Annotated in this window: 19 protein-coding genes; 11 read left to right on the top strand and 8 right to left on the bottom strand. The window is 65.5% G+C overall.

From position 1 onward, the window contains the following. Positions 1-7: 7 nt before the first annotated feature. Positions 8-592, bottom strand: coding sequence for an aminodeoxychorismate/anthranilate synthase component II (locus ACREB4_RS13060; protein WP_431588662.1), 585 nt, complete (start codon positions 590-592; stop codon positions 8-10). Between the two features lie 199 nt (positions 593-791). Here ACREB4_RS13060 and ACREB4_RS13055 point away from each other — a divergent pair, with 199 nt between their 5' ends. Beyond that, positions 792-1904, top strand: a complete 1113-nt coding sequence (locus ACREB4_RS13055) for an acyltransferase family protein (RefSeq protein WP_431588661.1) — start codon at positions 792-794, stop codon at positions 1902-1904. 35 nt (positions 1905-1939) lie between these two features. Here the strand turns inward: ACREB4_RS13055 and trpE are convergent, their stop codons facing one another. Beyond that, positions 1940-3415: an anthranilate synthase component I gene (trpE, locus tag ACREB4_RS13050; protein WP_431588660.1), complete on the bottom strand. Its 1476-nt coding sequence runs from the start codon at positions 3413-3415 to the stop codon at positions 1940-1942. A gap of 344 nt (positions 3416-3759) precedes the next feature. On the opposite strand from trpE, the gene ACREB4_RS13045 reads away from it, so the two are divergent. Continuing rightward, positions 3760-4383 (top strand): chalcone isomerase family protein, encoded by a 624-nt coding sequence (locus ACREB4_RS13045; protein WP_431588659.1) that lies wholly within the window; start codon positions 3760-3762, stop codon positions 4381-4383. Here ACREB4_RS13045 and gph read toward each other — a convergent pair. Then, positions 4367-5080 (bottom strand): phosphoglycolate phosphatase, encoded by a 714-nt coding sequence (gph, locus tag ACREB4_RS13040; protein WP_431588658.1) that lies wholly within the window; start codon positions 5078-5080, stop codon positions 4367-4369. The genes ACREB4_RS13045 and gph overlap by 17 nt on opposite strands. 125 nt (positions 5081-5205) lie before the next feature. Here gph and ACREB4_RS13035 point away from each other — a divergent pair, with 125 nt between their 5' ends. Both ACREB4_RS13035 and ACREB4_RS13030 read left to right on the top strand, forming a co-directional pair. After that, positions 5206-5865: a peroxiredoxin gene (locus ACREB4_RS13035; RefSeq protein WP_431588657.1), complete on the top strand. Its 660-nt coding sequence runs from the start codon at positions 5206-5208 to the stop codon at positions 5863-5865. 13 nt (positions 5866-5878) lie between these two features. Then, complete coding sequence (locus tag ACREB4_RS13030) at positions 5879-6949, top strand: MBL fold metallo-hydrolase (RefSeq protein ID WP_431588656.1); 1071 nt, start codon at positions 5879-5881, stop codon at positions 6947-6949. 21 nt (positions 6950-6970) lie between these two features. On the opposite strand, the gene ACREB4_RS13025 is transcribed toward ACREB4_RS13030, so the two are convergent. Beyond that, a complete protein-coding gene (locus ACREB4_RS13025; protein WP_431588655.1) occupies positions 6971-7663 on the bottom strand; it encodes a PEP-CTERM sorting domain-containing protein in 693 nt (230 codons plus the stop codon). 121 nt (positions 7664-7784) lie between these two features. After that, positions 7785-9770 carry a M64 family metallopeptidase gene (locus ACREB4_RS13020; RefSeq protein WP_431588654.1) on the bottom strand — a complete coding sequence of 662 codons (1986 nt, stop codon included), beginning with the start codon at positions 9768-9770 and terminating at the stop codon, positions 7785-7787. A gap of 269 nt (positions 9771-10039) precedes the next feature. Here ACREB4_RS13020 and ACREB4_RS13015 point away from each other — a divergent pair, with 269 nt between their 5' ends. From ACREB4_RS13015 to ACREB4_RS12985, 7 genes are read left to right on the top strand one after another with little or no spacing between them, the layout of a single operon-like run. After that, positions 10040-11095 (top strand): ABC transporter ATP-binding protein, encoded by a 1056-nt coding sequence (locus ACREB4_RS13015; protein WP_431588653.1) that lies wholly within the window; start codon positions 10040-10042, stop codon positions 11093-11095. A 42-nt stretch (positions 11096-11137) separates the two neighbouring features. After that, a complete protein-coding gene (locus tag ACREB4_RS13010) occupies positions 11138-12454 on the top strand; it encodes an ABC transporter substrate-binding protein (protein ID WP_431588652.1) in 1317 nt (438 codons plus the stop codon). A gap of 45 nt (positions 12455-12499) precedes the next feature. Then, the gene (locus ACREB4_RS13005) at positions 12500-13573 is read left to right on the top strand and encodes a porin (RefSeq protein ID WP_431588651.1); all 1074 of its coding nucleotides are present in this window, start codon (positions 12500-12502) and stop codon (positions 13571-13573) included. A gap of 34 nt (positions 13574-13607) precedes the next feature. Beyond that, positions 13608-14483, top strand: coding sequence for an ABC transporter permease (locus tag ACREB4_RS13000; protein ID WP_431588650.1), 876 nt, complete (start codon positions 13608-13610; stop codon positions 14481-14483). Next, the gene (locus ACREB4_RS12995) at positions 14483-15370 is read left to right on the top strand and encodes an ABC transporter permease (RefSeq protein ID WP_431588649.1); all 888 of its coding nucleotides are present in this window, start codon (positions 14483-14485) and stop codon (positions 15368-15370) included. The genes ACREB4_RS13000 and ACREB4_RS12995 overlap by 1 nt, the downstream gene beginning before the upstream one ends. A gap of 9 nt (positions 15371-15379) precedes the next feature. Next, the gene (locus tag ACREB4_RS12990) at positions 15380-16180 is read left to right on the top strand and encodes a GntR family transcriptional regulator (RefSeq protein WP_431588648.1); all 801 of its coding nucleotides are present in this window, start codon (positions 15380-15382) and stop codon (positions 16178-16180) included. Positions 16181-16201: 21 nt separating this feature from the next. Beyond that, positions 16202-16864 carry an aspartate/glutamate racemase family protein gene (locus ACREB4_RS12985; protein ID WP_431588647.1) on the top strand — a complete coding sequence of 221 codons (663 nt, stop codon included), beginning with the start codon at positions 16202-16204 and terminating at the stop codon, positions 16862-16864. 17 nt (positions 16865-16881) lie between these two features. Here ACREB4_RS12985 and ACREB4_RS12980 read toward each other — a convergent pair whose 3' ends face one another. The 3 genes from ACREB4_RS12980 to ACREB4_RS12970 form a co-directional block, all read right to left on the bottom strand. Continuing rightward, complete coding sequence (locus ACREB4_RS12980; protein WP_431588646.1) at positions 16882-17217, bottom strand: hypothetical protein; 336 nt, start codon at positions 17215-17217, stop codon at positions 16882-16884. A 102-nt stretch (positions 17218-17319) separates the two neighbouring features. Continuing rightward, on the bottom strand, positions 17320-18711 hold the full coding sequence (locus tag ACREB4_RS12975) for an efflux transporter outer membrane subunit (protein WP_431588645.1): 1392 nt from the start codon (positions 18709-18711) through the stop codon (positions 17320-17322). Continuing rightward, positions 18708-21920 carry an efflux RND transporter permease subunit gene (locus tag ACREB4_RS12970; RefSeq protein ID WP_431588644.1) on the bottom strand — a complete coding sequence of 1071 codons (3213 nt, stop codon included), beginning with the start codon at positions 21918-21920 and terminating at the stop codon, positions 18708-18710. Before ACREB4_RS12970 ends, ACREB4_RS12975 begins: the two co-directional genes overlap by 4 nt. Between the last annotated feature and the right edge of the window lie 3 nt (positions 21921-21923).

The following is a 21923-nucleotide window of genomic DNA, read 5'->3' as shown; positions in this document are numbered from 1 at the left end:
CGGCACCTCACATGGTCAGGAAGTTCTTGAGCATCGCGTGGCCGTGCTCGGTCAGGATGGACTCCGGGTGGAACTGCACACCTTCCAGGGGCGCGAAGTTCTTGTCGGTCTGCGGGCCTCTGTGGCGCACACCCATGATTTCGCCATCTTCTGAACTGGAGGTGATCTCCAGGAAGTCAGGCAGGCTGGATTTTTCAATCGCCAGGGAGTGGTAGCGGATCACCGTGAAGTGGTCGGGCAGGTCCTTGTAGACGCCCTTCTGGTCGGTGCTGATGACGCTGGTCTTGCCGTGCATCTGCGTCTGCGCGCGGATCACCTTGCCGCCCAAAGCGGCGCCGATGGCCTGGTGGCCCAGGCACACGCCCAGGATGGGCAGCTGGCCGGTGAAGCGTTGCAGGGCGGGCACGCACACACCGGCTTCGGCGGGCGAGCAGGGGCCGGGCGACAGCACCAGGCGGTCGGGCTTCAGGGCGGCGATTTCATCCAGCGTGATTTCGTCGTTGCGCACCACGCGGACTTCTTCGCCCAGCTCGGCGAAATACTGGACCAGGTTGAACGTGAAACTGTCGTAGTTGTCGATCATCAGCAACATGTGCGCTCTATCCTATTGATTTCATGAGGGCGCGCCCGAAGCGGGCGCCATAGGTCGGTCAGGTGCTTGGCTTACGCCAACGCTGACGATAGAGGTCTGCTGAGGTGGACAAGAACACACGCATGGGGTTCATTTTAGCCATTCCGGCCTGGGTTGCGCTCGCGCAGGCGCGTGAAACCTTCTATGTCAACATCGGGGGATGAGCTCCCAGCCCGCCAACCCCCACCCGCTGATCGGCATCGAGCTGGCCCGATTCGCCTGCACCCTGCCCATCCTGTTGTGGCACTACCAGCATTTCTATTACGTCAACGGGCAGCCGGTGGGCTTCGAGACCTCGGCCCAGCCGCTGTACGACTGGCTCCAGCCGTTTTACCTGTACGGCTACTTGAGCGTGCAGGCCTTCTGGTGCCTGTCGGGCTTCATCTTTTTCTGGAAATACGCGCGGCCGGTGGCCCAGGGTTCGGTGCCTTTTTCCAAATTCGCCTTGCTGCGGTTTTCTCGGCTCTACCCTTTGCACCTGCTGACCTTGCTGATCGTGGCGGTGATGTCCTGGCGTTACCAAGCCATCAACGCCAGCCCGGGCTTCGTCTATCCCAACCAGGACGCCTCGCACTTCGTGCTGCAGCTGTTCATGGCGAGCGATTGGCGGCCGGGCATCAACTGGTCGTACAACGGGCCGATCTGGAGCATCTCGGTCGAGATCCTGGTCTACGCCCTGTTCTACGGCCTGTGCCGCCTGGGCGTGACCAAGCTGTGGATGGTGCTGGCCATGATCGCGGGCTCAGGCGCCGTGTACGCGCTCAAGCTGACGACGCACCCGGTGGTGCTTTGCGTGTTCTTCTTCTACCTGGGGGCGCTGACCAGCCTGGCCAACGATGCCTTCCAGCGGCTGTCGCCCGACGCCCGCTGGCCCACCCTGAGCGCGGCGCTGGCGCTGCTGGTGTCCGCCCTGGCCTTGGCGGTGATCGGCGCGCTGCGCCCCATGTACTTCGTGGCCTTGTTGACACCCATCGCCATCATTGCGCTGCTGCACTGGGTCAAGCCCCGGTCGGCGCGTGTCACGCGGGCCATCGTCGGACTGGGCAACATGACGTATTCCAGCTACCTGTGGCACTTTCCGCTGCAGCTGCTGGCGGCACTGGTGTTCATCCACCACCCGGCGGATCTGCCGGCGCACAGCCCGTGGTGGTTGCTGGGCTACTTGGGCGTGACCTACCTGATCGCCACCCTGAGCTACCGCTTCATCGAAAGCCCGGCCCAGGATTGGATACGGGCCAGGGCAGCGCTGGGGCGTGCACGCGCCACGGCCTGAGGCGCGACGCCGCGCCCGCCAGGCAGGCAGGGTTTTCAGAGGCCTTTTTCGACCATCTCGGCCGCGGCCAGCAGCGCGCGCGCCTTGGCCTCGGTTTCCTTCCACTCCAGTTCGGGCACCGAGTCGGCCACCACGCCCGCCGCCGCTTGCGCGTACAGCACCTGGTCCTTGACGATGCCGGTGCGGATGGCAATGGCCACGTCCATGTCGCCGCCGAAGCTCAAATAGCCCACGGCACCGCCGTAAATGCCGCGCTGCACGGGCTCCAGCTCGTCGATGATTTCCATGGCGCGGATCTTGGGCGCACCGGTCAGCGTGCCGGCCGGGAAGGTGGCCTTGAGCACGTCGAGCGCGGTCATGCCGTCTTTCAACAGGCCTTCGACATTGCTGACGATGTGCATGACGTGCGAGTAGCGCTCAACCACGAAGGCGTCGGTCACCTTGACGCTGCCCGTCTTGGCGATGCGGCCAATGTCGTTGCGCGCGAGGTCGATCAGCATGACGTGTTCGGCGCGCTCTTTCGGGTCGGCCAGCAGTTCGACCTCCAGGGCCTTGTCGAGCTCGGGCGTGGCACCGCGCGGGCGCGTGCCGGCCAGGGGGCGGATGGTGATCTTCTGCCCGTCTTCGCCCTGCTCCTGGCGCACCAGGATCTCAGGTGATGCGCCCACGACCTGGAAATCGCCCATGTCGTAGTAGTACATGTAAGGGCTGGGGTTGATGCAGCGCAGGGCACGGTACAGGCTCAGCGGGTGGGCCTTGAAGGTCTTTTTCAGGCGCTGGCCAACCTGCACCTGCATCATGTCGCCCGCCGCGATGTAGTCCTTGGCGCGCAGCACGGCGGCCAGGTAGTCGGCCTTGTCGAACTCGCGCTCGACGGGCTGCGCTTCGCCCGCCTCGATCGAAGGCGCCACCACGGTTTCGTTCAGCAGCGCCTTGAGCTGCTGCAAGCGCGCGCTGGCCTGGGCGTAAGCGCCAGGCTGGGCCGGGTCGGCATAGACAATCAAATACAGGCGATCGGCCAGGTTGTCGATCACGGCCAGCTCTTCACACTGCAAGAGCAGGATGTCGGGCGTGCCGATGCCCCCGGGCTTCTGAACCTTGGACAGGCGCGGTTCGATGTGGCGCACGGCCTCGTAACCGAAGTAACCTGCCAGGCCACCGCAAAAGCGTGGCAGGCCCTTGGGGATGGCCGCCTTGAAGCGTGCCTGGTAAGCGGCGATGAAGTCGAGCGGGTTGCCTTCGGCGGACTCGACCACCTGACCGTCGGTCACGACCTCGACGTGGCGGCCGGTGGCGCGCACCAGGGTGCGGGCGGGCAGTCCCACAAAGGAATAGCGGCCGAAACGCTCACCTCCCACCACAGATTCCAGCAAGAAGCTGTGCGGCGAGCCGCGCGTGAGCTTCAGGTAGAGCGACAGCGGGGTGTCGAGGTCGGCCAGGGCCTGGGCGACGAGGGGAATGCGGTTGTGGCCCGCGGCGGCCAGCGCCTGGAATTCGGATTCAGTGATCATGTGGGATGAACTCAGCGTGTCGGATCAGATGGGGATGGGGCTGCCGCGGAAGCGTTGTGTAACAACACTGGCCTGCAAACACCCTCTTGGGGGCCCAGTGATCGCGCGGATCACCGCCTATGATGCGACGATGCAGACGCGGCCCACTGGATGGAGACGGCCGAACACCGCCAGGGCCAAGCCCCCCGGTCGTGCGACCCCTTGATCAGTTTGCGCGTCATGAACATCGATTCAGTTTAGCAGGGCCTACCCTGATTCAAGGGCATTACCCCATCTTGCAGAAGCGCTGCAAGATTAAGATCCCCTTGACCCTGCAGTGTCAGTTGGACGCACGGAAGAGCACTATGTTGTCGAAGTATTCGAAGATGTTGTTGTCGGGCCTGGGACTGGCGCTCAGCATGCTGGCCCCGGTGGTGCAAGCCCAGAACGCCGATCTGGCCGGCATCCACTACCCGGCATCGCTGAAGGTGGAAGGCGCCCCCCTGGTGCTCAATGGCAGCGGCATCAGCTACCGCGCCGTGGCCAAGATCTACACCGTGGCGCTGTATGTTCCCAAGAAGAGCAGCCAGGCCGATGTGGTCCTGTCGATGCCCGGGCCAAAGCAGTTGCGCTTCGTGATGCTGCAGGGCATGCGCATCGACGAGCTGGGCAAACTCATCACCACCGGCGTCGAGAACAACAGCACCCGCACCCAGTTCTTCGGACTCATCCCCGCCATCCGCACCATGGGCGAGCAGTTTTCGCGCATCAAGCGCATGTCGCCAGGCGACTCTTTCGCCATCGAATGGGTGCCCAAGCGCGGCACGGTGTTCTTCGTGAACGACCAGCCCGCCGGCCTGCCCATCCAGGACCCGGAGTTCTTCAACGCCATCCTGCGCACCTGGTTGGGCAAGACCCCGCCCTCGCAAGCCCTGAAGGACGCGCTGCTGGATTACCGCGCGCCGCCAGTGCTCAACGCCCTGGACTGATCGGTGGCGCCAGGTCCAGCTCGTCCAGCCGGGCGATGTGGGCCAGCGCACTCACCCGGTCAATCGGCTCACCATGGTTGTAGCCGTAGGTGACCAGCACCACCGGGCAACCCGCCGCCCCGGCCGCCTGCGCGTCGTTGCTGGAGTCGCCGACCATCAACGTGCGGGCAGGCAAGGTGCCCAGGGCTTCGCAGGTCTTGAGCAAGGGCAAGGGGTCGGGCTTCTTGCGCTCGAAGGCGTCGCCACCGAACACCTGGTCGAAGAAGCCCCGCAGGCCTTTGCGCTCCAGCAGGGTCTGCGCGAAGGCGGTGGGCTTGTTGGTGAGGCAGGCCAGGGGCAGGCCCGCGGCCTTGAGCTTTTGCAGACCTTCCACCACGCCGGGGAAGACCTCGGCATGCTGGCCATTCAGGCGCGTGTAGTGCTGCTGGTAATGCCGCCAAGCCTCGGGCACCTGGGCCGCCACCTCGGCATCGTCGTCGGCCAGGCCCCAGGCGTGGGCCAGGCTTCTGCGCAACAAGTCTTCGGTGCCCTTGCCGACCGTGAGCTCGATGAAGCCGCGGTTCACCCGGGCGATCTCGATCGGGTGGCAGCCCATGTCGTTCAGGGTGTGCTGCAGCACCACGACGAAGTCACCGAGGGTGTCGACCATGGTGCCGTCAAGGTCGATGATGGCGGCTTGGAAATTCAAGGACTTCATAAAGGAGGGTCTTCTTCAGAGGGGATGCCATGGGGAGGTGGCGCCAGCAGCAGGTCGTTGACAAGGCATGACGCGTGCGTAAGATCGTCGCCAGTCCCGCCCGCCCACATTCTCAAGGAACGATCATGTCACTGCGCATCAACGACACGGCTCCCGATTTCACCGCCCAGACCACGCAGGGCCCCATCCAGTTCCACCACTGGATCGGCGACAGCTGGGCCATCCTGTTCTCGCACCCCAAGGATTTCACCCCGGTGTGCACCACCGAGCTGGGCTACATGGCCAAGATCGAACCCGAGTTCACCAAGCGCAACACCAAGCTGATCGGCCTGAGCGTGGACCCGGTCGAGAACCACAGCAAGTGGGCCGCCGACATCGAGGAAACCCAAGGCGCCGCCGTCAAGTACCCCATGATCGGTGACACCGACCTGGCCGTGGCCAAGCTGTACAACATGCTGCCCGCCGAAGAAGCGGGCTCGTCCGAAGGCCGCACGGCCGCCACCAACGCCACGGTGCGCTCCGTCTTCATCATCGGCCCCGACAAGAAGATCAAGCTGATGCTGACCTACCCGATGACCACGGGCCGCAACTTCGACGAGATTTTGCGCGTGCTCGACTCGATGCAGCTGACGGTCAAGCACAAGGTGGCCACGCCCGCCAACTGGCAGCCCGGCGACGACGTGATCATCGCCGGCTCGGTGACCGACGACGACGCCAAGACCTTGTTCCCCCAAGGCTGGACGGCCGTCAAGCCTTACCTGCGCGTGACCAAGCAACCGCGCTGAGCGAGGCGGACGCGTGGTCTCCCTGGAGAGGGTCGAATCCGGAGGCTGCCGCTCCTACCTGGTCGGCTGCACCGACACCTGCGCGGCGGCGCTGATCGACCCCGAGGTCAGCCAGATCGACCGCTACGTGGCCCTGGCCGCGCGCGACGGTCTGCGCATCCGCTATGTGATCGACACGCACACGCACGCCGACCATTTCTCGGCCCGCCAGCAAGTGGCGGCCGAGTTCAAGGCCCAGGTGGTGATGCACCGGAGCACGCCGACACCCGGGGTGGACATGCGGGTGGACGAGGGCGACATGGTCGCCGTGGGCAAGGTCCGCCTGCAAGTGCTGCACACGCCTGGCCACACCGCCGATTCGATGTGCCTGCTCACCGACGGCATCGTGTTCACCGGCGACACCCTGCTGATCGGCGGCACCGGCCGCACCGATCTGCCCACCGGCCACTCCGGCGAGCTCTACGACAGCCTGTTCGGCAAGGTGTTGAAGCTGGACCCCGCCACCCGGGTCTACCCGGCCCATGAGTACAAGAACCGGACGCACACCACGATCGGAGACGAACTGGCCAGCAACCCGCGCCTGCAGGTGCCGAATCGCGAGGCGTTCATCGCCCTGATGGGCAACCTGAACCTGAACATGCCCACGCACATCACCGAGGCCCTGCGGACCAACCTGAGCGGGGGCCGGACCGTCGCGCAGATGCTGTCCGAAGCCGCGGCCATGGTGCCCTTCATGTCGCTGGCGGAATTGTCGCGGCGCATCGATTCAGGCGATCCGGGCCTCATCCTCCTGGACGTTCGCGAACGCGATGCCTTTGAAGCAGGCCACGTGCCGGGCGCCCAGCACTTGCCGCGCGGCCAGCTGGAATTGCGCGTGAACCAGGCCTTGCCGGACCCGACCCGGCGCATCCTGGTCTATTGCGAGCTGGGGCTCATCTCCACCCTCGCGGCCGCCACGCTGCGCACCATGGGCTTTCAACGCGCGGTGGCGCTGGATGGCGGCATGAAATCCTGGCGGGAGGCCGGCCACGCCGTGGACACGGGCACCAGCGCAGGGGCTCACGCGGCCACCGGCGGCCCCTGAGCTGTCAGCCCAAGCGCTTGCTCAGCGGCGACGACGCTTCAAGGCGGCCGCCACGCCCAGTCCGGCCAGCACCAGGGCACAGCTCGAAGGTTCGGGCACAGCACTCAGCGAGAAGTTGTCGATGCCCGCCTTCAAGGCCGGGGTGCCATCGATGCGGATCTCGGTGGTGTAGACCTTGGACAGCGTCTGGGCCCAGCCAACACTGCCCGAGCCATCGGCGAAGTCGGTTTGCCAGCCATGGGCCTTGGCTTCCAGGTCGCTCCAGCTGGCGTCGAAGCTGACGGCGTGGGTTTGCCAATCGCCGGTCAGCGCATCGGTCAGGCGGTAGCGCCAGCCGTTGAAGGTGCTGTCCTGGTAGCGAAAACGCAGCCAGACGTCGCTGGTGGTGCCCGTGAGGCCGATCAGGTCGACCTTGGCGGTCCAGACCTGGCCGCCGAAACTGCCCGTGGCGGCCGGCAGCTCGGTGTCAGCACCGATCGAGAAGGCACCTGAACGGGCGGTTTCGAGGTAGCCGCCACCATGCCCGCCCACCCCGGGGTTGCTGACGACGCTGTCGATGGTGTTGCCGACCCATCCGGCCAGATCGCCGGCCGTGTCCCAGGTCTGGCTGTAGCCGGAGGTGGCGGCCATGGCGGGCAAGGCCAGGCAGGTGGTGGCGAGGGCCAGGGCGGCGCGGCGCCAGAGGGCGTGCTGGATGTGCTTGGAAGTGGTCATGCGTATCTCCTTGTTTGAAGCTGATTGAGCAGGCCCCAAGGCTAGGGGCGCGGGCCAAGACCCGCAACGCCAAGCCTTAGGGGGCTCGTCACTTCGAGTTAGGGAGCCGCCGTGATCATCCTCAGAACAACTTGAGCGTCTTGGCGCTGCGCGACGCCGAGGCCGGGCCCATGCCCGCCGCGCTCCTGGCCGAGACGGTGCAGGTGTAGGTCACGCCACCGGGCAACCAAGGCATCGAGATCGGCGACTTGCTGGCCGACGTGGTGACCGTGGCCCGGTTGGGCGAGGTGCAGGTGGAGACGTAAGCCGTGATGGTGGCGCCGGGCACCGGCGCTGGTGGCGCGAAGGACAGCTTGAGCGAATACCAACCCGCGGTCAGCGCGTGGATGACGGGCGCGCCCGGCAAGACGGCGACACCTTGGACCGTCCAGGACCGGGACGCCGCGGGCGCGTCGAGGGTCAGGGGGGTGTTGTCCTTGACCTTCAATTCCACCGTGTGCAGGGCGTTGTTGGCCACCGGGTAGTTGAAGGTCTGCACCTGGCCGTGCTGGGTGGCCGTGGTTTGCACGGGCTGCTGGTCCACGTACCAGGTGGCGGTCAGGCCACCCGTGGTGGCCGAACCGGCCAGCGTGGCCTGGAAGCCGACCTGGGTGCCGACGCTCGCCGTCACCGCCGATTCGCTGGGCAATGCGCCGGGGTCGATCAGGCTGATGCCGGCACTTGGCGAGCCCCAGCCCCCGCCGAACAGCTGCTTGACGAACGCCTCCCCGTCGACATGGCAGAAGGGGGCGCCCAGCGAGCGCATGATGCCGCTGAAGCATTGGCGGTACATGCCGCTGGATTGGTAGCGCGCGCCTTGCCACAGGCCCGCCGCGATGGGGTCGGCCTGGGGCGCCACGCTGGGGATGGGGGTCGTGCTGGCCACCCAGCGCTTCCATTTCAGGCTGGCGCGCGCGGTCTGGTCGGTCACGTTGACCTCGCAGGCGCCCAGGACGCTGCCGGGCAGGTCGCTGCAGGACGGGTAACCAGGATAGGGGCTGTCGTACTCGTCGGCCAGCTTGCTGAAAGAATGGCCGAGTTCGTGCTGCATGACGTCGGCTGACGCGCCGTTGGTAGAGGCCACCGAGATGTAGCCGCCCGAACCGCCATATTCATCGTCGTTGACCAGCACCGCGAGCATGTCCCAGTCGGGCACGTCGCCGGCCGCGGTGAGGACCTTGCCCGTGTCGACCACCAGCAGTCGGCGCAAGCCGGCCGCGCAATAGGTGGCGTCGAAGGCCGTGTCGACGGACACGACGGGCGCGCCGGGGGTTTCGCCGCAATCGGGCTTGTCGGCGCCAGACTGGTTCGAAGGCACGAACAACCAGCGCACATTGATGAGCTGCTGGTAGTCCTTGTAAGGCGAGATGGACAGCAACTTGTTGGCCAACTCGGTGGCCTGCGTCAAGAACTGGGCCTTCTGCGCCAGGGTGTAGCCCTCGGCCACCACCAGCAGGTCGAGGCGATTGGACGCGTCGCCATGGTTGATCAGCAGGCCGCTTTCACTGCCCGGCGCGGCGGCGGCCGGGGGTGGGGCGGCGCGCGAAGCGGCGGGCACCGCGTACTGGTCGAGGTCGATGTCCAGCGTGGCCGGCGGCGGCGCCTTGGCGAAGGCTGACGATGCCTTCGCGCTGTTGCCCGAAGCCGTGGTGTTGCCCTTCAGGCGCAACAACTTGCCGGCCTGCACCGGCAAGCGCAGCACGTATTGCCGTTCGCCGGCGGGCAACACCTTGCCGTCGATCTGGGTCTGGCCTGGGCTTTGAAACTCCGCGCGGATCCAGGGGGAGCCCAAGGCCTGCGTGGTGAAGACCTGCTCGCCGGTCTGCTTGTCGAGCATGGCCGCGGCCAGCACGCTCTGCTGTCGACCCGGCTGGCTCGACGCGATGGGCGAGACCTTGCCACGGAGGTTGACGACGCGGTGGGAAGCGATGCTCAAGGCGCCGTTGGCCTGTTCGCGCACCACGAAGTAATGCGCATCTTCGGCCAGGGCCTGCGCGCTGGACAAGCCACCGACCAAGGCGAGCAAAGCACTGCCTGCCCAAGAAATCCTGATGCTGTGTGTCCTCATGGAGCTTTCCCCGTTTCATTTGGTGGGAAACGATTTGTATCAGACCGTGGCCGAAAAAACCGGGGTTTGGACGAGCGATCACATCCAGGCTTACCCGAGCCCGGCGGCCACCAATCAAGTGCATGCACAAATCACAGGCACATTGAATACAGTTTTTGTATGCAATCTGGTGCGCACTGCAGGCGTTTCGCCCCGGAAAAGCGCAAAAAAAGCTGGCACATGCATTGCAATGAAGGCCTCCGTTGGCGCAAGCCCGATGGAGAAGTCCGATGTCATCCCCGCCGCTTCACGAGCAACGCAAGGCCACCATGGCCGCCCAGGCCGACCTGGAACTGACGAGCCTGGTCAAGCGCTATGGCGCAGGCCCCCAGGCTCCCATGGCCGTCGACCACATCGATCTGAAGATCAAGGCCGGCCACTACTGCTGCCTGCTGGGCCCGTCGGGTTGCGGCAAGACGTCGACCCTGCGCATGATCGCCGGCCACGAAGACGCCAGCGAAGGCGACATCGTGCTGGGTGGCCGCAACATCACGCACCTGCCGGCGTCGGCGCGCGGCACCTCGATGATGTTCCAGAGTTATGCGCTGTTCCCCCACCTGAGTTCGCTGGACAACGTGGCCTTCAGCCTGAAGATGCGCGGCATGGAGAAGGCCGAGCGCCACGCCAAGGCCCAGGCGCTGCTGGAACGCGTGTCGCTGGGCCACCTGGCGCACCGCAAGCCGGCCGAGTTGTCGGGCGGCCAGCAACAGCGTGTGGCCCTGGCCCGCGCCCTGATCACCGAACCGCGCGTGCTGCTGCTGGACGAGCCGCTGTCGGCGCTCGATCCCTTCCTGCGCATCAAGATGCGCGCCGAACTCAAGGCCTGGCAAAAGAGCCTGGGCATGACCTTCATCCACGTGACCCACTCGCAGGAAGAAGCCATGGCCCTGGCCGACCAGGTGGTGGTGATGAACGCCGGCCGCATCGAGCAGGACGGCACGCCGCACCAGATCTTCAACGCGCCGCGCACCGAGTTCGTGGCGCGCTTCATCGGTGGCCACAACGTGATCCCCACCAGCACCGCCAAGCTGGCCGTGCGCACCGACAAGACCCAGCTGAGCCGCGAAGCGCTGCCCACCTCGAACACCAGCCTGCCGGCCACCGTGACCGGCGTGGAGTACCAAGGCACCTATGTGCTGCTGACCCTGCAAAGCCCGGCCTTGCCCAACGAAGGCGAGCTCAACGTGGTGCTCAGCGAAGCGGCTTTCGACGCCGCACCCTGGCAGCCCGGCGAGCGCGCTTCCGCCCACTGGCTGGCGTCCGACGTGCATGCCCTGGCCGCCTGATCCATTTTCACCACCCCACAGTTTTCATCCCTGGAGAGACCCATGCCTCAACGCCCCGAAGATCTCGGCACGACGCCCACCACTGAATCCACCGACACGAACACCGGCCTGTCGCGCCGCACCGTGCTCAAGGGAGGCCTGCTGGGCGCCACCGGCATCCTGGCCAGCGGCTACGCGCCCTTCGTGCATTCGGCCGACCCCATCGTGCTGCGCTACCTGGGCACCGCCGTCAACCAGGACAAAACCATCGCCGACAAGTTCGAGGCCGACACCGGCATCAAGGTGCAGTACATCCCCGTGACGACCGACGACGTCACCAAGCGCGCCGTGACCGCGCCCAACAGCTTCGATCTGATCGACACCGAGTACTTCTCGCTCAAGAAGATCATCCCCACGGGCAACCTGAAGGGCATCGACGTCAAGCGCATCAAGAACGCCGACAAGATCACCTCGCTGTTCACCAAGGGCGAGGTCAACGGCAAGAAGGTGGGCGACCAAGGCACCGCGCCCAAGAAGGTGATGTTCCTGGAAGGCGAGAAGAGCAAGAAGTTCGCCTCGACGCCCACGCAGTTCATGACCCTGATCCCCACGGTCTACAACGCCGACACGCTGGGCATCCGCCCTGACCTGATCAAGCGCCCCATCACCAGCTGGAAAGAGCTGCTGAACCCCGAGTTCAAGGGCAAGGCCGCCATCCTCAACATCCCCTCCATCGGGATCATGGACGCCGCCATGGTGGTCGAGGCCATGGGCCTCTACAAGTACCCCGACAAGGGCAACATGACCAAGAAGGAGATCGACCTGACGATCAAGACCTTGATCGAGGCCAAGCGGGCCGGCCAGTTCCGCAGCCTGTGGAAGGACTTCAACGAGTCGGTCAACCTGATGTCGTCGGGCGAAGTGGTGATCCAGTCGATGTGGTCGCCCGCCGTGACCGCCGTGCGCACCAAGGGCATCGCCTGCACCTTCCAGCCTTTGAAGGAAGGGTACCGCGCCTGGGCCGCCGGCTTCGGCGTGCCGGCCACCGCCTCGGGCAAGAAGCTGGACGCCACTTATGAATTCATCAACTGGTTCCTCGATGGCTGGGCCGGCGCCTACCTGAACCGCCAGGGCTACTACAGCGCCGTGCTGGACACCGCCAAAGCCAAGATGGAAGCCTACGAGTGGGCTTACTGGATGGAAGGCAAGCCCGCTTCTCAAGACATCAAGTCGCCCACCGGCCAGCTGCTGGCCAAGGCCGGTGAAAAGCGCGATGGCGGCAGCTACGAGGACCGCATGGGCGGCATCGCCTGCTGGAACGCGCTCATGGACGAGAACACCTACATGGTCCAGAAATGGAACGAGTTCGTGGCCGCCTGATTTTTCTTTCCCCTCATTGATTTCACCCCTCGGAGCATCCCACTCATGAAGCATTCCCTCTTCACCTGCTCGGCCCTGGCCGCCGCCGCCCTGCTGTGCATGGCCGGCAGCGCGCAGGCCCAGTCCTCGGTCACCATTTATGGCGCCATCGGCCTGGATGTGCTGAGCGCCAGCAAGGTCTACAACCCCGCCCTGGGCACCACGAAATCCGTGGCCAAGCTCGAAGACAACGCCATCGTCAACTCCCGCATCGGCGTCAAGGGCGTGGAAGACTTGGGCGGTGGCCTGAAGGCGGTGTTCGACCTGGAGTCCTCCATCGCGCCTGACACGGGCGCGGCACGCAGCGCCTTCTGGAACCGTGGCGCCTACGTCGGCCTGGCCGGCGATTTCGGCTCCATCAAGCTGGGCCACCAGTGGAACGTGGCCGACGACTACATGGGCAACTACTTTGTCTTCGGCTACTACTCGCCCTTCTTGATGAGCGGCTTCTTCGCCCTGAGCGATTACTACGACAACGCCATCAAGTACAACTCGCCCAACTGGGGCGGTTTCGAAGGCGGCGTGTATTACTCGGCCGGCGAGAAAACCGTGGGCAAGAGCGCGGGCCAGAAGATCCAGGGCGCCGCCACTTACACCGTGGGCGGCTTCAGCATCGGCCTGACCGCTTTCCAAGAAAAGGACCCCTTCGGTCTCTACAAAGGCAACAGCATGTACGCCGGCGGCCTGAGCTATGACTTCAAGGTGCTCAAGACCCGCCTGGGCCTGGCCTCGTCCGAGGTGAACTACCTGGTGCCCCCGCCTGGCACGGCCAGCACCAACGCGGGCGCCTTCAAGGCCAAGCTGTTCGACGTGGGCCTGGACGTGCCCATTGGCGCTGCCGCCGCCATGTCGGTGGACTACGTGAAGAAGGACGTGGACAACAGCGCCGACGGCACCGGCTTCACCCGCGTGCGCGCCAGCTATGCCCTGTCCAAGCGCACCAGCCTGAACGCCAACCTGATCTTCTCGCGCAACATGGGCAACGCCAACTTCGCCTTCGTCACCGAAGGCAATGGCTTCGCCGGCCTGCCCGGCCAGAAGCAGACACTGGTGACCGCCGGCATCACGCACAGCTTCTGATCCAACCCTTCGACGCAGCAGCACCATCACCACCATGAAAACCTTGCCCGCCTGGATCCAGGCCTTGCCCATGGGCGGGGTCTTTCTGGTCTTCTTCGTGATGCCGCTGCTGCTCGTGGGCGCGGTGAGCTTCTGGCCGCAGAACGAGTACACGCTGGAGCCCGGCTTCACGCTGGACAACTACGTGTCCTTGTTCGACGGTTGCTTTGGCGGTGGTGAATCGGGCGAGCTGTGCACCACCTTCAAGACCTACCTGTCGACGCTCAAGTTCTGCGGCCTGGTGTGGCTGATCACCCTGGTGATCGGTTTCACGCTGGCCTACTTCGTGGCGTTCCACGTGCCCAGTGTGGGCGCGCAAACGGTGATCTTCACCGTGATGACCATCCCCTTTTGGACGTCCAACGTGATCCGCATGATCTCGTGGATTCCGCTGCTGGGCCGCAACGGCTGGGTGAACCAGACCCTGCAAAGCCTGGGGCTGACCAACGCGCCACTTGAATGGCTGCTGTACTCGGATTTCGCCGTGGTGCTGGCCTTCGTGCACCTGAACACCACCTTCATGATGGTGCCCATCTTCAATTCGATGATGAAGATCGACCGTTCGCTGATCGAGGCGGCGGACGATGCCGGTGCCACCGCCTGGCAAACGCTGTGGAACGTCATCGTGCCGCTGTGCCGCACCGGCATCCTGATCGGCTCCATCTTCGTCATCACCCTGGTCATGGGCGACTTCGTCACCGTGGGCGTGATGGGCGGCCAGCAGATCGCCTCGGTCGGCAAGACCATCCAGGTGCAGACTTCTTACCTGCAGTTCCCGCTGGCCGCCGCGAATGCCGTGGTGCTGCTGGGGGTGGTGTTGTTGATCATCGTGGCGCTGAACCGCCTCGTTGACTTGCGCAAGGAACTCTGATGGCCGGCACCGTTCGCCGCCGCTCGCGCGGCTTCATCCCCCTGGCCATCGTTTGCGCGCTGTACATCCTGTTTTTGTATGGGCCGGTGATCACCATCTTCGTGCTGAGCTTTCAAGGGCCCGAAGGCGGGCTGACCTTCCCGATGCGCGGCCTGTCGCTGCACTGGTACCAAGAGCTGTTCAAGGGCTTGGGTGTGGTCGACATCGGCGCGGCCATCCGGCGCTCCATCGCGCTGGGCGTGGTGGTGATGCTGCTGACCACGCTGTTCTCGCTGATGGCGGGCCTGGCTTTCCGCAAAGGCTTCAAGGGCAGCGGCCTGTTGTTCTACACTGCAGTGGCCAGCCTGATCATGCCGTCCATCATCATCTCGCTGGGCATCGGCCTGCAGTTCCGCTTGTTCGATGGCGTCATCAAGTCGATGCTGGAGCACGCGGGCTGGACCGAAACGCTGGAGTCCTACACCACGCTGATGGGCCTGTACACCTCGGGCCTGGGCGCGCACCTGACCTGGACTTTGCCCTTTGGCATGCTGATCATGTTCGCGGTGTTCAACCGCTTCAACCCCGCCTATGAAGAGGCCGCGCGCGACCAGGGCGCCACGCCATGGCAGACGCTGCGCCACGTGGTCCTGCCCCTGATCGGTCCCTCGCTGGTGGGCGTGGGCATGTTCGGCTTCACGCTCAGCTGGGACGAGATCGCCCGTTCATCGCAGGCCATTGGCGATGTCAATACACTGCCGTTGGAATTGCAGGGCCTGACCACCACGGTGACCACGCCCTCGATCTATGCCTTGGGCAGCAGCACCACGGTGGTGTCGCTGCTCGTGATCTTCGCCGCCCTGGGTGCCGCCGCGCTGATGCGGCGCCGCGCGGGAGCCCAGGCCTGACCCCCTTCCATGCCCACCCCCCGATCGCCCAAACCCATCCCCGCCGAACCCACGTCGACCTTGTCCGACGAGGAGATCTACCAACGCCTGATCGAGGCCATCGTGGACCAGCGCCTGCTGCCCGGCACCAAGTTGGTCGAGGACAAGCTGGGCCAGGCCTTCGGCGTCTCGCGCACGCGCATCCGCCAAGTGCTGATCAGGCTGGCGCAAGAACAGGTCGTCACCCTCCAGCCCAACAAGGGTGCCAGCGTGGCCGAGCCCACGGTGGAAGAGGCACGCGAGGTGTTCGAGGCCCGTGCCGTGGTCGAGACCGTGCTGGTGCAGCGCTTCGCGGCCCGGGCCAAGGCCCGGGACCTGAAGACCCTGGCCGATTGCATCGAGGCCGAGGAAGCGGCGCGCCAGACCGGCGACAAGACCATGGCCCTGCGCATGTCCGGCCAGTTCCACTTGCTGCTGGCCGAAGCCGCGGCCCACCAGACCTTCGCGCGCTTCCTGCACAAGCTGGTGTCCCGCACCAGCCTCATCCTGATGAGCTACACCCCGGTCGAACACCTGCGGGTGGCCGGTGGCCAATTGCCCCAGCGCTGGGTGCAGGCCTGCCGCTGCGAGGAGCACCGGGGGCTGCTGACCGCCTTGCGCAGCGCTTCACAAGGCAAGGGCGGCACCGATGAAGCCGTGCGTTTGATGACCGAGCACTTGGCCCACATCGAGGCCAGCCTGTGCTTCAATCAAGCAGAGACGGCCGGCGTGGACGTGGTCCAGGCGCTGGCCAAACCCGCGCCACGGCGTCGGCGCGCACCCGCGCGCTGAACGCCCTTCCGAGGAGCCGCCATGCATGTGCTCATCATCAACCCCAATATGCGGGCCGAGCTGACCGACGAGCTGGTCAAACAACTCACACCTTTCGTGGCCGACCGCGGCGTGGACGTGATCGGCACCACCGCCACCTTCGGCAACGACTACATCGCCTCGGAAGCCAGCTACGTGATGGGCGCACACGCGGTGCTCGACGCCTGGCACCTGCATTTGTTTCAGCACGGCCAGCCCCAGGCCGTGCTGGTGGCCTGCTTTGGCGACCCCGGCGTGTGGGCCCTGCGCGAAATCACCGGGGTGCCCGTGATCGGACTGGCCGAAGCCTCGATGCAGGAAGCCAATGCGATCGGGCCCTTCGGCATCGTCACCGGGGGCGCAGCGTGGGGCCCCATGCTGGAACGGCTGGCCCGGGGATGGGACATGAGCGGCCCTGCCGGCTTGCAACGCGTGCTCACCGTGGAAGCCCACGGCGGCGAGCTGGCCGCGGATCCGACACAAGGTGCGAGCAGCCTGAATCAGGCGGTGACCGACATCCTCGCGCAAGCGCCCGCCTTGAAGGCGGTGATTTTGGGGGGCGCGGCGCTGGGGGGTTGGGCGGACAAACTGCCCGCCGGACAGGGCACGGTGTTGATCGACAGTGTGGCGGCTGGCGGCCGCTGGCTGGCCGCCGCCGTGGCTTGACCGATTCGATCGGCGGACTAAAGCAAGAAGACCCCCAGGAACTTGTTCAAGGCCGCCTGGAAAGACAGACCGAGCACGAAGAGGATGAAAGCGCCCAGGAAAGAGGTGTCCAGGTAGAACTTGTAGATGCCCAGGTACACGAAGGGCATGATCAGCAACGCCTTCAAACCCAGGGACAGCAGCAGCAAGCCGGAGATCACGCCCCCCGCCACCACCGCGATGCCCACGGGCAGGAACTCGGTCTTGCCCGCGCCCACGATCTTGGCGGCAAACCAGATGGGCGCGGTTTGCAAGACCAGGATCAACAGAACGATCGACAGGCCCGCGCCGACTGAAAAGGTCGTGATGTCCATGAGCTTGGTTCCCCCTGAGGTATCAGGCCACTCTTTGGCAAGGCCTTGCCCCGATGCTACCGCCACACGGTCAGCTCGGGGACACCCCAAAGGGGGGAGGACTCACTCCCAGGCGCCGCCCAAGGCACGCACCAGGCCCACCGTGGCTTGGTATTGAGCGGCCTTGACCTGCAAGGCTTGGCGCCGGTTGCTCAGCTCGCTGCGTTGCGCGTCCAGCAGCTCCAGTTGGCTGACCAGGCCATTGCGGTAGCGTGAAGCCGACAGCACCGTGGCCCGCGTGGCCGAGTCCACCGCGCGCGACTGGGCTTGCGCCTGGTCGGCCAGCAGGCGCAGGGCGGACAATTGGTCCTCCACGTCCTTGAAAGCCACCAGCACCTGCTCGCGGTAGGCGGCGCCGGCGATGTCGAGGTCGGCATTCGCGATCTGCACGCCGGCTTCGCGCTTGCCGCCATCGAAGATGGGCAGCGACAACAAAGCACCCACGCCCCAGGCCCGGGTCGACCACTTGAACAGGTCGCCCAGGTCGGGCGAGGCGTAGCCACCATTGGCGGTCAGCGACAGGCTGGGGAACCACGCGGCCTTGGCCACACCCACGCGCGCCTGGGCGGCCAGCAGCGAATTCTGCGCGGCGGACACATCGGGGCGGCGGGCCAGCACCGTGGAAGGCACGCCCGCCGGGATCACGGGCAATGCCGTGTTCCAGTCACGCGGCTCGACCTGGAAGCTGGACGCGGCCTCGCCCACCAGCACGGCCAGGGCGTGCTCGAGTTCGGCGCGGCGCCGGTCCAGCGCGATGGCCTCGGACTCGGTGGCCGCGACCTCGGTGCGCACGCGGGCCACGTCCAGCTCGGCCACGTCGCCGGCCTGGAAGCGGCGCTCGGTCAGGCTCAAGGTGTTGCGGTAGGCCTCCACGGTGTCGCGCACCAAGGTGCGTTCGGTGTCGAGCGCGCGCAGTTGCAGGTAGCTTTGCGCCACGTTGGATTGGACCAGCAGCCGCGTGCTCTGCAACAGCGCCTCACGCGCCTTCGCATCCAGGCTGGCGGCGTCGGATGCCTTGGCCAGACGGCCGAACAGGTCCAGCTCGTAAGAGAGGTTGGCGCCCACATTGGCCACGGTGCCCAGGGGCGTGCCGATGGCGGGCGCCGTTTGGCGGTTGACGCCTGCACCCAGTCCCACTTGCGGCAGGCGGTCCGCATCGGCCGACCTCAGCAAGGCGCGGGCTTGCGCCAAGCGCGCGGCGGCCGTCTGAATGCTGGTGTTGCGCGCACCGGCACGGTCCACCAGCTCGTCCAGCACCGGATCATTGAAGGACTTCCACCAGGCGCCACGCGCTTGTGCTTCGGCGGGTGCGCTGACGGTCCAGCGGGCTTGGCCTTCTTCCTTGAAGTTCGCGGGCGTGATCGGCAACTGGGCGGTGTCCACAGCTGGCGCCGAGGCGCACCCAGCCAGGACCAGGACGGCCAGCACGGGGCTCAACAAGAATGTTTTTTTCATGCGGGTTGCTCCTGCAGGGGGGCGCCGCTGCCATCGGGCAGGGCGTCGATGTGCGGCACGTCGCCGTGGTGCTTGAGCGGGCGGTTGCCCGCCAGGCGGCGCATCAGCACGTAGAACACGGGGGTGAGGAAGAGGCCGAAGGCCGTCACGCCGATCATCCCGGCGAACACGGCCACGCCCATGGCCTGGCGCATCTCCGAGCCCGCGCCCGTGGACAGCACCAGGGGCAGCACGCCCATGACGAAGGCCAGCGAGGTCATCAGGATCGGGCGCAGGCGCAAGCGGCTGGCTTCGATCGCGGCCTGCAGTGGGGTGCGTCCGTTCAACTCCAGCTCCCGGGCGAACTCCACGATCAGGATCGCGTTCTTGGCGGACAAGCCCACCAGCACGATCAAGCCAATCTGCGTGAAGACGTTGTTGTCGCCGTTGGACAGCCACACGCCGGTCATCGCGGCCAACAGGCCCATGGGCACGATCAGGATGATGGCCAGTGGCAAGGTCAGGCTTTCGTACTGCGCGGCCAGGACCAGGAAGACCAGCAGGATGGCCAAGGGGAAGACCAGGATGGCGGAGTTGCCGGCCAGGATCTCTTGGTAGGTCAGCTCGGTCCATTCGAAGCCGATGCCGGGGGGCAAGGTTTCAGCAGCGATGCGCTCGACGGCTTCGCGCGCCTGGCCGGATGAGAAGCCGGGGGCCGCACCGCCATTGATGTCGGCCGACAGGAAGCCGTTGTAGCGCATGGCACGCTCGGGCCCGAAGCTGGGCTTGACTTTCATCAGGGCCGACAGCGGCACCATCTCGCCGGTGCTGGAACGCACCTGCAACTGCCCCACGTTCTCGGACCGGGCGCGGAAGGCGGCGTCCGCCTGAACCCGCACCGAATACGTCCGGCCGAACTTGTTGAAGTCGTTGGCGTAGAGGCTGCCCAGGTAGATCTGCATGGTGTCGAACACATCGGTCAAGGGCACGCCCAACTGGCGGGCCTTGGTGCGGTCGATGTCGGCATACAGCTGCGGCACGTTGACCTGGAAGCTGGAGAACATGCCCGTCAGCTCAGGCGCCTTGTAGGCCTTGGCCATGAAGGCTTTGAGGGCGGCGTCCAGCGCCTCGTAGCCCAGCGAGGCCTTGTCCTGGATCTGCAGCTTGAAGCCGCCCGTGGTGCCCAGGCCCGGCACGGGTGGGGGCGGGAACATCACGATGAAGGCGTCCTGGATGGCGCCGAACTTCTGGTTCAGCTGGCCGGCGATGGCGCCGCCGCTGAGGTCCTTGGTCTTGCGCTCGTCAAAGCCCTTCAAGGTGGCGAACACGATGCCCGAGTTCGAGCTGTTGGTGAAGCCGTTGATCGACAGGCCGGGAAAGGCCACGGCGCTTTCCACGCCCGGCTGCTTGAGCACAATGTCGCCCATGCGGCGGATCACGTTCTCGGTGCGGTCCAGCGTGGCGCCATCGGGCAGTTGCGCAAAGCCAATCAGGTACTGCTTGTCCTGGCCTGGCACGAAGCCACTGGGTACGGCCTTGAACAGGCCCACCGTCACGCCCACCAAAATCAGGTAGCCCACCAGCATCACGGCCTTGCCCGAGATGGCGCGCTTGACGCCCCCGCTGTAGGCGTGCGAGCCGCGGTGGAAGACCTTGTTGAAGCCGCGGAACAACCAGCCCAGCGTCTTGTCCATGAAGACCGTGAGCTTGTCCTTCGGTTCGTCGTGGCCCTTCAGCAGCATGGCGGCCAAGGCCGGTGACAAGGTCAGCGAGTTGACGGCCGAGATCACGGTCGAGATGGCGATGGTCAGCGCGAACTGCTTGTAGAACTGGCCGGTCAAACCACTGATGAAGGCCAACGGCACGAACACGGCGATCAGCACCAGGGCGATCGCGATGATGGGACCGGACACTTCGCGCATGGCCCGGTAGGTGGCCTCGCGCGGGCTGTGGCCAGCCTCGATGTTGCGCTCCACGTTTTCAACGACCACGATGGCATCATCCACCACGATGCCGATGGCCAGCACCAGGCCGAACAGGCTCAGCGCGTTGATCGAGAAGCCGAACAAATGCATGATCGCGAACGTGCCGATCACCGACACCGGCACGGCCAGCAACGGGATCACCGAAGCACGCCAGGTTTGCAGGAAGAGGATCACCACGATCACCACCAGGGCCACGGCTTCGAGCAAGGTGTGCACCACGGCGTCGATGGACGAGCGCACGAACTGCGTCGGGTCGTAGACGATGCTGTAGTCCACGCCTTCGGGCATGTTCTTCTTGATCTCGGCCATGGTGGCGCGCACGTTGTCCGAGATCTGGATGGCGTTGGAGCCCGGCGCAGCGAACACGGGCACGGCCACCGCAGACTTGTTGTCCAGCAGCGAGCGCAAGGCGTATTCAGAAGCGCCCAGCTCAAGACGGGCGATGTCCTTCAGGCGCGTCACGGCACCATCGGGGCTGCTCTTGACGATGATGTCGCCGAACTCGGCTTCGCTTTGCAGGCGGCCTTGCGCGTTGATGGACAACTGCAAATCAACACCCGGCAGGCCGGGCGAGGCACCGACCACACCGGCGGCGGCCTGGATGTTCTGCTCGCGGATCGCCTTGACGACGTCACCCGCTGACAGCCCACGCTGCGCCACCTTTTGCGGATCGAGCCACACGCGCATCGAGTAATCACCCGAGCCGAACAACTGCACCTGCCCCACGCCTTCGATCCGCGCGAGGCGGTCCTTGACATTGAGCACCGCGTAGTTGCGCAGGTAGGTCATGTCATAGCGGCTGTTGGGCGAGACCAGGTGGACCACCATGGTCAGGTCCGGCGCGCTCTTGATGGTGGTGACACCCAGGCGGCGCACTTCCTCGGGCAGGCGCGCTTCGGCCTGCGACACGCGGTTCTGCACCATCTGCTGCGCCTTGTCCGGGTCGGTGCCCAGCTTGAAGGTCACGGTCAGCGTCATCAGGCCATCGGTGGTGGCCTGGCTGCCCATGTAGAGCATGTTCTCGACGCCGTTGATGGATTCCTCCAGCGGCGTGGCCACGGTTTCGGCGATGACCTTGGGGTTGGCGCCTGGGTACTGCGCGCGCACGATCACCGAGGGCGGGGCGACCTCGGGGTACTCGGAGATCGGCAGCGCACGCAATGCGATCAGGCCTGAGATGAAGATCAACAGGGACAGCACACCCGCGAAGATCGGGCGGTCGATGAAGAATTTGGACAGGTTCATGGC

This window comes from Aquabacterium sp. (genome assembly GCF_050725395.1).
In the GTDB taxonomy this organism is placed as follows: domain Bacteria; phylum Pseudomonadota; class Gammaproteobacteria; order Burkholderiales; family Burkholderiaceae_C; genus Aquabacterium.
Note: the sequence above shows the minus strand (reverse complement) of the source record. Positions and strands in the feature narration are given on the sequence as shown.